General features: G+C 36.8%; 9 protein-coding genes. 7 read left to right on the plus strand and 2 right to left on the minus strand.

The features are described 5' to 3' along the window. Window positions 1-195: 195 nt before the first annotated feature. Window positions 196-651, minus strand: coding sequence for a protein-disulfide reductase DsbD domain-containing protein (locus ACQR30_RS17780; protein WP_429737136.1), 456 nt, complete (start codon window positions 649-651; stop codon window positions 196-198). Between the two features lie 250 nt (window positions 652-901). On the opposite strand from ACQR30_RS17780, the gene ACQR30_RS17785 reads away from it, so the two are divergent. Continuing rightward, window positions 902-1,564 carry a protein-L-isoaspartate(D-aspartate) O-methyltransferase gene (locus ACQR30_RS17785; RefSeq protein ID WP_429737137.1) on the plus strand — a complete coding sequence of 221 codons (663 nt, stop codon included), beginning with the start codon at window positions 902-904 and terminating at the stop codon, window positions 1,562-1,564. 61 nt (window positions 1,565-1,625) lie between these two features. On the opposite strand, the gene rocD is transcribed toward ACQR30_RS17785, so the two are convergent. Continuing rightward, complete coding sequence (gene rocD, locus ACQR30_RS17790) at window positions 1,626-2,849, minus strand: ornithine--oxo-acid transaminase (protein ID WP_429737138.1); 1,224 nt, start codon at window positions 2,847-2,849, stop codon at window positions 1,626-1,628. A 524-nt stretch (window positions 2,850-3,373) separates the two neighbouring features. Here rocD and ACQR30_RS17795 point away from each other — a divergent pair. The 6 genes from ACQR30_RS17795 to ACQR30_RS17820 all read left to right on the plus strand — a co-directional run bounded on the left by ACQR30_RS17795 (window position 3,374) and on the right by ACQR30_RS17820 (window position 12,619). After that, window positions 3,374-3,955: an RNA polymerase sigma-70 factor gene (locus tag ACQR30_RS17795; RefSeq protein ID WP_429737139.1), complete on the plus strand. Its 582-nt coding sequence runs from the start codon at window positions 3,374-3,376 to the stop codon at window positions 3,953-3,955. Window positions 3,956-4,032: 77 nt separating this feature from the next. Then, the gene (locus ACQR30_RS17800) at window positions 4,033-5,205 is read left to right on the plus strand and encodes a FecR family protein (protein ID WP_429737140.1); all 1,173 of its coding nucleotides are present in this window, start codon (window positions 4,033-4,035) and stop codon (window positions 5,203-5,205) included. 219 nt (window positions 5,206-5,424) lie between these two features. Beyond that, window positions 5,425-8,769: a SusC/RagA family TonB-linked outer membrane protein gene (locus tag ACQR30_RS17805; RefSeq protein ID WP_429737141.1), complete on the plus strand. Its 3,345-nt coding sequence runs from the start codon at window positions 5,425-5,427 to the stop codon at window positions 8,767-8,769. 35 nt (window positions 8,770-8,804) lie between these two features. Continuing rightward, on the plus strand, window positions 8,805-10,283 hold the full coding sequence (locus ACQR30_RS17810) for a RagB/SusD family nutrient uptake outer membrane protein (RefSeq protein ID WP_429737142.1): 1,479 nt from the start codon (window positions 8,805-8,807) through the stop codon (window positions 10,281-10,283). Window positions 10,284-10,304: 21 nt separating this feature from the next. Further along, a complete protein-coding gene (locus ACQR30_RS17815) occupies window positions 10,305-11,120 on the plus strand; it encodes a DUF4843 domain-containing protein (RefSeq protein WP_429737143.1) in 816 nt (271 codons plus the stop codon). A gap of 20 nt (window positions 11,121-11,140) precedes the next feature. Continuing rightward, a complete protein-coding gene (locus ACQR30_RS17820; protein WP_429737144.1) occupies window positions 11,141-12,619 on the plus strand; it encodes a PKD-like family lipoprotein in 1,479 nt (492 codons plus the stop codon). Window positions 12,620-12,652: the final 33 nt, after the last annotated feature.

Here is a 12,652-nt window from a genome sequence, read left to right on the forward strand (position 1 = left end):
GTACCGACGCGGAGAATTTTACCCCTGTGTTTTGCGCAGATACATTAAAGATGGCTACAAAAAACAAACCTATTGAAATCAGCAAGCTTTTAAGCATGGAATTTCTTTTTATTTATATTTGAGAAAAACTATAAATCTAAAAGGTTTGCTCAACTGACAGATGAACAAACCTTCGACGAGTATTTAGTTTATATATTATTGCAGCTTTACAGAGAAGGATTGATCAGATGGAGGTAAACATTCGTGATCATTGCAGACCATAAAATTAATCTTCCCAGAAACATTCGTTTTGATATTCCCTTTGACTTTCACGACTTGAATAAAATCAACCTTGCCTGAATAATATTTAACTTCCATGTTGTCAAAGTTTTTGTCTCTAACAGTTTTTAAATCACCTTTTTCTGCGGTTTTCCCCTGTAAAGTCATCAAAGGGTTTTTAGTAAAATCGAAAGTGGTAGGTACCGGACCTCCATCCTTCATGTATTGAGAATAGATATGCCAGGGCGCTGGCACAGTCGCAGTGATAATAACTTTATAAGTGTTAGCATTTTCCTTCACGGCTTTACTCGTCCATTTTACCGGAGACTGTTGTGCAAAAGAACTAATAGCAATAAACGCAAGCGCGAAAAGTGTAGTTAATTTTTTCTTCATTATTATTATTTATTTAATGGAATTATGTTATATTATATAAGTCAAAATTACTCATTTAAAGACTAAAAGCACCCAATAAAGTTTAAAAGTTTTCCGCCTGCATATGGATTAAAGGTCTTTTAAGGTTTCTTTGGGGATTAAAAAAATGAGGCTATTTCTTTTAACGGCATAACATTATTTCGCATTTAAAGCACTGTATTTCTATCTTTCTATCTTTTAAATTTTAAGTTTTATTATCTTGCACCTAGTTATGAGAAAGTACGAAGACACTTATTTACACAAAGGGCTTAGGAAGCAACTAATAGATATATTGCGTAATGAACGTAAAATAACCGATGAAACTGTTTTATATGCGATGAGTAATGTGCCGCGCCACTTTTTCTTAGATTCGGCCTTCGACAGGATTGCTTATGAAGATCGCGCGTTCCCAATAGGAGAGGGGCAGACTATCTCTCAACCCTATACGGTGGCATATCAATCGCAACTGTTGCAGATAAAAAAAACAGACACAGTATTAGAAATAGGTACCGGGAGTATTTATCAAGCCAGTGTCTTAGCGGAAATGGGTGCAGATGTTTTCACCATTGAAAGGCAAAAGAAACTATTTGAAGCACAAAAAGATTTTCCTTTAAAAAGTAAATACCCCAATATACATTTCTTTTATGGAGATGGTTACCAAGGCTTACAAGACTACGCTCCTTTTGACAAAATATTGATTACTGCCGCCGCACCATACATTCCGGAAAAGCTAATGGCACAGTTAAAAGTAGGCGGAAAAATGGTCATCCCTTTGCAAAATATCGATGAGATCCAGACCATGATGCGCATCACCAAAAACGATGACGGTACTTGGGAAGAGGAAGTGTTTGATAATTTTTCTTTTGTGCCGATGTTGGGTGGCGAAAGTAAATAGGGCAAGAAAAAAACTTTTTCCTGCCTTATTGTATTTGGATTTAACCTCGGATGAAGATACTTTAATGCAAGGATGATAGTGCTTTTGCTATGATGGCCACGGATTCTTTTATCTGTACTTCATTTATAATTAAAGGCGGCGCAAAACGTATTTTATCACCGTGGGTAGGTTTTGCCAGAAGCCCGTTATCTCTAAGTTTTAGACAAATATCCCAAGCGGCATTTTCGTCTGCGTGATTAATCACGATAGCGTTCAATAGGCCTTTCCCGCGTATTTCTTTTATTAATGGACTGTTGAGTTTTCGTAGTTCCGCGCGGAAAATATTGCCCATTTTTTCAGCATTCTCTGATAAATTTTCTTCTTCCAAAACTTTCAGTGACTCAATAGCGACAGCGCAAGCCAAGGGATTACCGCCGTAAGTAGAGCCATGTTCGCCTGGCAAAATAGTGAGCATAATTTCATCACTCGCCAATACAGCACTCACAGGCAAAGTGCCGCCACTCAACGCTTTTCCTAAAATCAGAACATCAGGTTTTACATTTTCGTGGTCACAAGCCAACATTTTACCAGTACGTGCAAGACCTGTTTGTATTTCATCGGCGATAAAAAGTACATTGTTTTTTTTGCATAGAGCTTTCGCTTTGAATAAATAACCTTCGCGAGGAACGACTACGCCGGCTTCGCCCTGAATTGGCTCCACCAAAAAGGCTGCTACATTTTTGTCTTGCAAAGCTTTTTCCAATGCTTCTATATTATCATAGTCAATAGTTACAAAGCCTGGCGTAAAAGGGCCGAAATCTTTTTGCGAATCCACCTCAGTACTGAAAGAAATGACAGTAATAGTGCGTCCGTGAAAATTTTCCGACACGGTAATTATTTTGGCCTCATTTTCGGCGATGCCTTTCACTTTGTACGCCCATTTGCGTGCTAGTTTTAATGCGGTTTCCACTGCTTCGGCACCGGTGTTCATCGGTAAAACTTTATCGTAACCAAAGAATCTTGTAATAAACTCCTCAAACTCCCCTAATTTATTATTGTAAAACGCACGGGATGTTAGTGTCAATTTTTGTGCTTGATCAGTGAGCGCCTGCATAATGCGCGGGTGTCTATGACCTTGATTGAGTGCAGAATAGCCGCTTAGAAAATCGAAATACCTTTTACCTTCAACATCCCACACATATACGCCATTACCCTTTTCCAAAACCACAGGCAATGGATGATAATTATGTGCACCGTGTTTTTCTTCCTGTTCTAAATAATAGCTTGCTTTATCAGATAGTTGCATATCGGACATAATTTTTCTTATAAAATGAATTAATTAAATTTTGCAAAGCGTTAAAAACTTTGCTACGGTCGTTGTAGAAGAAATGTAAAATTACCCAACGGGATGGTTGAGATAATCGAGATTGCTATGTAGAAATATGTTAAGCATGACTGCAAGGTAGCGAATAATATTTCGAATGAGAAATTTATGGGGGAAAATCTAATTTTTGGGCGGGTTCAATTATGCTCAGCTATTGCACCTGCAAACAAGGACCACTATTGAAAGCCATTTTAGAATAACCTCATGCAATGGTCTTTGATTGTCGGAAGAAACAAAGTGAAAGAGAAGAACTCAAAACAATAATAGGGGTGAAATTATAGACTCAAAAACAAAAAACGATCAAATTTTGAAAAAGACTTTTTAACAAAAAAATTTATCTAAATAAAATTAACTCTCATTTAAATGCCCTGAAGGTTAAAATAACATGTACTTTTGACAAGTTATATTTTTGTTATTTTCATTTGGTAGTATAATTTGTGTTATTCATGGTACAGGATTATGGAAATTATTCTGACGATCAACTGCTGCATTTAGTACAATTGAACGATGAACTAGCCTTTAAAGAAATCTTCGACAGGTATTGGAAGATATTGTATGCTATTGCCTACAATCGCCTGCAATCAATCCACGTGGCGGAAGACATCGTACAAGAGGTGCTCACGATGTTGTGGGTACGCAGGGCCGATTTAAAAATTAACCTACTTGGCGGGTATTTGTCCACTGCTGTACGGTACAGCGTTTTTCGCGAGTTTAAAAAAAGTATACAGAAGAACAAATTACACGATGCGTTGAAAATTAATACCGAAGACTATATAAATGCTGCCGTGGAAGAAGATATGCGCTATAATGTTATTCAGGCGCAACTTCAAAATGAAGTAAATAAATTACCGCAAAAGTGCAAATTAGTGTTCCAGTACAGTCGTGAATTGGGTTTGAGTAATCGAGAAATTGCCGACCAGCTGCAACTTTCCACTAAAACGGTAGAAGCACACCTGACTAAAGCTCTTAAGCATCTTCGAACAGCCTTTAAGAAAACACTTTCCTCCTTCTTAATGCTCTTTTTCTAAATTATTTAAAAAAAATATACAATAGACTAAGGGTAGCAATCTGTTTTTTACACTATTATAAATGAATACACTTATCAATGGATAATGCAATATTAGAAAAGTTACTTCAAAAATATTTGTTGGGAACTGCTGATGAAGTAGAGGTGCAACAATTAATGGAATGGTACAATTCTTTTGATGATGAGATGGTTATTGTCAAAACTGCTAGCCTTGATGAGGAAAAGGAGCTCTATGAAAGATTACATTCAAAAGTTGATGGAATACTTGGAGGTCAATTGAATAATAAACCACCGGTTATTAAACTAGAAAGGAAACATAGATACTGGGAGGTTGCTGCAGCGTTTATTATTTTATTGATGGGTTTATGGTTTGGACGCAGTTACCTGCCTAAAAACGAAGAACACGTGCAAGTTGCCGAGCGCATTATTCAGCCAGGGCAGGAAGGAGCAATATTAACTTTAGCCGACGGTAAGAAGATTTATTTAGATAGTTCGAAAAATGGCAACATTGCAACTGAAGGGTCGGGCACGGTTATTAAAAAAGGCGCTCAGGTAATTTATGCCCCGGTGAATTCGGTCGCCAATGCGCCTATTACCTACAACACGATGTCTACCCCTAAGGGAAGAGAATTTGAACTGATATTGCCAGATAATACGAAAGTGTGGTTAAATGCGGCATCTTCTATTAAATTCCCTACGGCATTTAATAACCAACCGAGAATCGTTGAAGATAGTGGAGAAGCCTATTTCGAAGTGGCACATCAAATGGATAATAAAGGAAAAAGGGTACCGTTTATAGTACATACGAGTAAAATGACTATTCAGGTTTTAGGTACGCATTTCGATGTGAATGCATATGGTGATGAACCGTATACCCGAACGACATTATTGGAGGGAAGTGTGGCTGCTAGTAAGATAGGCAGTGATAAAATAATAAAAATAGTACCAGGCGAGCAAGCATTTATTTCGAATGGAGCGTCAGATGAAATGAATGTGAGACAAGTGGATGTTAACAAAGCTGTGGCTTGGAAAAATGGATTGTTTCAGTTTGATGATGATCAATTGCAAGCGATACTCAGACAGGTATCAAGGTGGTATAATGTTGATATAGAATGTGCGGAACAAAAGAAAGATTTACGTTTTAATGGGATCATCTCTAAAAGATCAAATGTCAAATCTATATTGGATTTACTGTCTGCTACGGGAGTAGTAAATTTTAAAATGGAGAATGGAAAATTAATTGCTTATTAAAACTAGGTGCTTTTGAAGATTTAAATCTTTTTAATTAGAGGGTTGCTCATTTTATAATAATGTAGCAATGGTTTAAATTAATTATACAAAAAATATAGGGAATCTAAAGTATAGTCGCTTCTTCAAAATGAGCGACATGAAATTTTATTGCCCTTAGAATGGTTTTGGTTAAGAAATACTTTGCAAGGTCATTAGAAAATAAAACTCAAATTGTAAAATATGAAAATTGGCATATTGTGTTTACTCTCGGTCATGTTAAGCTTTCAGCTTTGTGGGCAAACGGTTTCTATAAAGGAAAAGAATATTTCTCTCCACGGCCTCTTTAAAGAAATAAGAACTCAAACTGGTTATGAATTTCTTTATAATAGTGAGATGATCGAGACAATTCCTCCTTTGGATGTGAATGTAAAAAATGAATCTATCGCCAAGGTGCTAGATGATTGTTTTAAAAATTTGCCCTTATCCTATAAAATAATCGACGACAAGACAATTATTGTAAGGCAAAAAAAAGTCATTAAAAAAGCAGATACTGTAGTGGTACCTGTGCACAAAATTGTCCGGGGAACTATTGTTGATGATAAGGGCGAACATATCTCGGGAGCAAGTATTGTTGCCCAGGGAAGTAAGCGAGGTACAATCTCTGATGATAAAGGCCATTTTACTTTGGATGTAACTAATGTAGCTACCGATTCATTGACAGTTAATTTCGTAGGCTTTCAACAAAATGTTGTCGCCATTAAACTGGATAAAAACTTAAACATTGTTATTCATCCTTTGGTAAATGAGATAGCTGACGTAATGGTTTCTACAGGTTACCAGGAAATTAACAGTAACAGTTATACGGGGACAGCCGTTACTGTTTCCGGCGCGGATTTAAAAAAAGTGAATCCACAAAGCATTTTGCAAAGTTTACAAGTTTTTGATCCTTCTTTCAAAATAGTAGAAAATAATTTGGCGGGTTCTAATCCTAACAGCCTGCCCAACATTAATGTGCGTGGCTCTACTGCTTTGCCTTCAGGCAGTAGCACGGATATTATCAGCAGAAACAATCTTGCTGGAACGGTAAATTTGCCGACATTTATCTTAGATGGATTTGAGGTCAGTGTCCAGAATATTTATGACTTGGACATTAATAGAGTAAAGTCTGTTACGCTTTTAAAAGATGCAGCTGCCACTGCTGTATATGGTTCTCGGGCAGCAAATGGTGTGGTGGTTATTACGACTAATCCGCCCAAAGAAGGGAAATTGCAACTCTCTTATAATTATGAATTAAACGTAACGACGCCTGATCTTTCGCAGTATCATGTACTCAACGCAAGCCAAAAACTAGACTATGAAAATTTGGCTGGATTATACACAATGGATAATAACCCGGGGCTAAGTCAGGACCAGTTGGATAATTTGTATTATCACAAAAGAGAACTTGTCTTGAGTGGTGTAAATACTGATTGGCTTTCACAACCCTTACGTACAACATACGGACAAAAACATTCTTTGTATTTAGAAGGTGGTTCTCAGAGCTTCAGATATGGATTGGCCATGCGTTATCAAACCGCACCAGGCGTAATGAAAGGCTCTTCCAGAAACAGATACAGTACTGACATTGACTTATCTTATTATGTTGGTAAGAAATTAATATTTAAAAATAGCGTCACGATTACTAAAACAGATTCTCACGAATCACCTTATGGAAGTTTTTCTAATTATGTAAGAATGAACCCATACTATCCTAAAACGGATTCTTTAGGAAATATAGATCAGGTATTGGAGAATTGGACCCGCCATGACGGTAGGGGGACAGTATATACAACGCCAGTTTTAAATCCATTGTATGATGCATCATTGGGCAGTTTTAATAAATCAGAATATCTGCAGGTGATTGATGCCTTTACAGGTGATTGGCATATAAGCAATGAACTTAGGCTGAGAGGTTTGATAAGTGTTAACCAAATAAGGACTACGGGGGATAATTTTGTTTCTCCTTTTGCCAATCAATTTTATTACTATACACCTGCAGATATCTCAAAGAGAGGTAGTTACGGCTATAATACCAATACAGAAACAACGATTGATGGAAACGTTACCTTAAACTACAATAAACTTATTGATCACAATAGTATAAATCTGCTATTTGGTTCCAATGCCCAGACTTACTTGTCGGATTATAAATCTTTCTCCGCGATTGGTTTTGCAAATGATCATTTTTCAGATATTGGTTATGCTAATGCATATGCTGATGGTTCTACACCTTACAGCGATGTCGAGCAAGATCGTCTAATTGGATTTTTTAGCACACTAAATTATTCGTACGACGATAGGTACCTTTTGGACTTTACCTTTAGAGAAGATGGCTCCTCAAAATTTGGAGGTGATAATAGAGTTGCTCCGTTTTCGTCTTTGGGTCTGGGATGGAATATGCACAAAGAAAACTTTATGAAAGGCTCTATATTTAGCCGCTTTAAACTAAGAGCTACTGCAGGATATACAGGTTCCGTTTCATTTTCGCCTTTTATGGCGCAAACTACCTACAATTATTATATTGGTAACCCTTATATCACAGGAATAGGTGCTACTGTAAATAATTATGGCAATACGAGCCTCCAGTGGCAAAAAACCAGAGACATAGATATGGGTTTAGAAATCGGGTTTTTAAATGATAGGCTTTTGATAAAACCAAGGTATTATTCTAAGCTTACACACGGTCTCATAAGTGATGTAGCCTTACCCCCGTCTACCGGATTTTCTACTTACAAAGCCAATATTGGAGATATGCGCAACAATGGATGGGAACTTAGTTTTCAATACAACGTAGTTAGAAATAAGGATTTTAGTTTGGATTTGATAACTAATTTGGTGCACAACAAAAACATTATCGTCAAAATATCTGATGCATTAAAGGCATATAATAAAAGCGCTGATGATGCTCAAACGGATGCAGGTAATCAAGGTGTCCCTTTGCTGCACTACGTGGAAGGTCAATCGTTAAACACAATCTACGCAGTAAAATCTTTGGGTATTGATCCTGAAAGTGGACGGGAAATATATGTAAAAAAAGACGGTACACTTACTTATGATTGGAGCGCTAATGATATTGTGCCTGTTGGCAATACAGAGCCAGCTGCTTCCGGCTATTTTGGATCGAGTATTCGCTATAAGCAATTCAATTTGACATTTAATTTCTATACGCAATGGGGTGGAGATATATACAATCAAACTTTAGTAGATAGAGTGGAGAATGCTGATCCAAGATATAATGTAGATAGCCGCGTTTTTGACCAGAAATGGAAACAACCTGGTGATTTGGCTTTCTATAAAAACATTGCAGATCTTGGCCAAACACAGGTCTCGTCCAGGTTTGTGGAGCCTGATAACGTGTTGCAGTTACAATCTTTTTATCTGTCTTATGATACGCAAAAATCATTTTACAAAAAATTTGGTATGCAAAATCTACGATTTGCGTTTACCATGAATGATGTGTTTAGATGGTCATCAATAAAGGAAGAAAGGGGAATTGATTATCCGTTCGCACGCAGTTTCACTTTTGCTTTAACTGCTAATTTCTAAAATGTCTTATGGCTTTCACCATTTAAATTAAATACATGAAAAAATATATTCTAATAATCATTGGCTTGTTTACTTTAGGAGCATGCAATAAATGGTTGGCACTCACTCCCAAGTCTCAGGTCGCATCTGAAGATTTGTTTAATTCCCAAGAAGGTTTTCAGGAAGCGTTGAACGGGGTATATACCACTGCATCACAAGGGAGTTTATATGGCGGCGAACTTACTTGCGGTTTTTTAGATGTGATGGCGCAAAACTACACTTTGTCCTCACTAAATGACAATTTGAGTTACCTGCAAACACAAAAAATCAATTTTAACGACGCGAACTTAATCAATAGGATTAATAATACGTGGAGTGGGTTGTATAATGCCATAGTAAACACCAATTTGATTCTTTCTCATATCGATGAGAGGAAGGGGGTTTTTCAAAACAATCAATATGCCCTCATAAAAGGAGAGGCGTTAGCGCTTCGTGCATATTTTCATTTTGACTTATTTAGAATGTTTGGTTCTAGCATGGTTAGTACCGGAACTCCGGTAGGTATTCCATATGTAACTACTTATTCCAATAAAGTAACAACGACTTCTTCGCCTAAGGAAGTTATCAAAAATATTTTGGCAGACCTTAACGATGCAAAAGCTTTGCTTAAAACATCAGATCCAATAATTGACAGCACATATAAGGTAGGCTACCCTGCAAATGATACAACAACAGAAAATGACAATCCTTCTTTATTCTTACAGGATAGAAGATATAGAATGAATTATTATGCTGTTTGCGGTGAATTAGCGAGGGTATATTTATATGAGGCTGATAAAACGAATGCCTTAGCAAATGCGCTAGAAGTGATTAATTCAGATAAGTTTCCTTTTACCCGACAAGGAGATCTTAACAATTCAGACCCGACTTTGCAAGACAAAATTCTATACAAAGAAATATTATTTGGGTGGTATATTCCAAAAGAAATTGATTCTTTACATTCCCGGTTTGAAGAAGGCACTGCAAGCCTTTATTTAGCTCCATCAGATGCACTTTATATTTACGAGACCAATAGTGTAGGGGGCGAAGATTTACGGTACAAAGACTGGTTTAAAGCAGGCGCCGATCTAAACCTTAATTTGATTAAATATGCCAGAAACCCAAATGGAACAACACAGACGGACGAGACGCTGAATCCCTATCCACAAACGGCCCCGGCAATTCGGTTAAGTGAAATGTACTATATCGCTGCCGAAAGTTCTTTCGATGCAAATCCCATTAAAGCGTTGAGTTATCTCAATGCCGTACGTAGTGCGAGAGGAATTATTACATCTTTAACGACCACTAATAAAAGCGATTTTATGAAGGAATTGATTAAAGATGCGCGCAAAGAATTTTATGGAGAAGGTCAAATCTTTTATATGTACAAAAGACTAAATCAAAGTATTGTTGGACAAGGTGGTCTTATTATTCCGGCAAGTGCTAAAATATTTATAATACCCAAACCTAATAACGAAATAGAATTCGGAGGTTAAAACTGAAATAAAAAATATTCAATGAAAAGAAATACATTCATATTTGTTGTTTTGATAGGTATATTTTTAAGTGCCTGCCAGAAAGCTGATTTAAAAGTATATAACAGTCCGGCAAACGTATATTTCGATTTTCCCGGAACCCAAAGTGATAGTCTTCTTTATACTTTCGCTTTTGAGCCTTCTCGTGGTGCTGATACTGTATATCTACCAGTGAAACTTTCGGGTATAAGAGAGTCAAAGGACAGGAGATTTATTGTAAAAATTGACCCTAATCCTGACTCGACAACGGCTGTTGTCTACAAACATTATAAGCCACTAGACAGTGTATATATTTTAAAAGCGAATACAGGTGAAACTCGGGTCCCACTTGTCATCTATAATTCAGATTCGTTATTACAATCTAGATCGGTAAAAATAAAATTTCATTTATATCCAACTGCAGATTTAGACACATCATTAAATCAACCTATAAAAGGGCAGTTAGTATTTTCCAGTAAATTAGAAAGGCCTGACTGGTGGGGAATGTGGCTGGGCGATTATTTTTCGCAAGCCAAATTCCAACTCTTCATTATTACCACCGGGCAAATATCCATGACAACAAATGGACAGGATGCACCCAAGAATTTATATTTTAAAAGCTTGCTTTTGGCTTTTTTAAATGATCCTTTTAATTGGATAAAAAAGAACCCCGGAAAAGGTTATGTACTAGAACAACAATCGGATGGAAGCTATTATTTCTATGGTAAGGACAATCCCAATAAGAAAATATTGTATCGATACGATGCACAAGCCGCTCAGTATTTTTTTATAGATGAAAACGGACTTGAAATAAATTAATTATCATAAAAGAGATCATAATGAAATATAGACATACACTGCGTTACTCCGCTTTTTTTGCAGCAATCTTTTTTGTTTTAGTTGTAATGAATAGTTGTTACAAGGATAAGGGTAATTATACATATAGACCCGTTCCGTCGCCTGTAGTTTCAAACTTAGATTCTGTGTATAATGTTTTTATAGGGGATAGTTTAGTAATTGCGCCTATCATAAATATCCCCGGTACTGCAGATTCTAGCCTTAGTTATATGTGGACTATACAGGTACCGCCAGATTTGGATCCAAACGATACAGATGTAATCTATCATACAAAAGATATACGAATTGTTTTTGGCTTGGGCCCCAAAGAATATGGGGTGAAATTGACGGTGAGCAATGGTGCCAATGGAATGAAATACTTTTATAACATAAAAGTATATGGCAAAACGGGATTCTCTTCCGGCTCCACCGTCTTAACCGATGATAATGGCACCACCAAACTTTCATTTATAAAGTCTAATGATTCTGTACAGCCTGATATCTTTGAAGCTGTAAATCCGGGAGTTGCATTGCCCGGTAATCCTACCCAGATTTTGGCTATACCGCAAGCTTACCAACCACCCATTGTGAGCTATTGGGTTTTCGGTAAAACAGGTGCAAACACAGGCGTACAGATAGATGCGAACACGTTTAAAAAGATGCGAAATTTCTCGGATAACTTTTTCTCAGCGCCTGATACAACACTTGATCCCGAATTAATGTTCGTAGATCCATTAGGTGTAATCTCCGGAAATGTAAATGGTGTTTTGTATAATGGCACAACTTCTACTTATTTCCTTGCACCTACTTATGGAATGTTTGGTGGAGGTGCTGTCGGCGATTATAAATTGTCGCCAGAAATTGCCTTTAACTTTACCGGCACATACGGACCAGGAAATTATATCGGTTTCGATTTAAAAACACGTGCCTTTGTTCGCTTTAATTTATATGGTGACGCCAACTATTTTGGAACGCAATACGACGTAAAAGGAACAGATTTTGATCCTAAAAATGTGGGAATGGATCTGATACATATACAACAAATAAACGGGGGCGAGTGTTTCGCTTACTTCAAATCGGAAAAAGATAGCCTTTACGAATTGGAATTTAATGCGGACTTTAATGGTTCTATTAAAGTTCCTATTAATATAACTACTGAGGGAAATAGGCTTTTTGCAAAACCGGAATTAATCAATGCAGACACTAAATGGACGGCAACACAAAATGGTATTATCTATTTTACTTATCAAGATAAAATTTACCGCTATAATCCATTGAACTTAGACTTCAAAACACTTACTACGGACTTTGGCGGTAAACAAGTGACGATGATAAAATTAATGGATCAGAATACTTTGGTGGCAGGCGTCGATGGAAGTATTTACTATTTAGACATTAGTACCGGAAATATAGGAACAAAAATAAAAGAGATAGACGGTTTACCAGGGAAGGTAATAGACATAGCATTTAGAGCACAGTAATTATAGAATCAATTTTTAAAATCTTTAAATAGT

Origin of the sequence: Arachidicoccus sp. (assembly GCF_050436765.1) — a bacterium.
Classification (GTDB): domain Bacteria; phylum Bacteroidota; class Bacteroidia; order Chitinophagales; family Chitinophagaceae; genus Arachidicoccus.

What these genes read in the sequence shown, in the direction of transcription:
- ACQR30_RS17780 (WP_429737136.1), bottom strand. Translation starts at nt 651, where the DNA reads ATGAAGAAAAAATTAACTACACTTTTCGCGCTTGCGTTTATTGCTATT.
- ACQR30_RS17785 (WP_429737137.1), top strand. Translation starts at nt 902, where the DNA reads ATGAGAAAGTACGAAGACACTTATTTACACAAAGGGCTTAGGAAGCAA.
- rocD (WP_429737138.1), bottom strand. Translation starts at nt 2,849, where the DNA reads ATGCAACTATCTGATAAAGCAAGCTATTATTTAGAACAGGAAGAAAAA.
- ACQR30_RS17795 (WP_429737139.1), top strand. Translation starts at nt 3,374, where the DNA reads ATGGTACAGGATTATGGAAATTATTCTGACGATCAACTGCTGCATTTA.
- ACQR30_RS17800 (WP_429737140.1), top strand. Translation starts at nt 4,033, where the DNA reads ATGGATAATGCAATATTAGAAAAGTTACTTCAAAAATATTTGTTGGGA.
- ACQR30_RS17805 (WP_429737141.1), top strand. Translation starts at nt 5,425, where the DNA reads ATGAAAATTGGCATATTGTGTTTACTCTCGGTCATGTTAAGCTTTCAG.
- ACQR30_RS17810 (WP_429737142.1), top strand. Translation starts at nt 8,805, where the DNA reads ATGAAAAAATATATTCTAATAATCATTGGCTTGTTTACTTTAGGAGCA.
- ACQR30_RS17815 (WP_429737143.1), top strand. Translation starts at nt 10,305, where the DNA reads ATGAAAAGAAATACATTCATATTTGTTGTTTTGATAGGTATATTTTTA.
- ACQR30_RS17820 (WP_429737144.1), top strand. Translation starts at nt 11,141, where the DNA reads ATGAAATATAGACATACACTGCGTTACTCCGCTTTTTTTGCAGCAATC.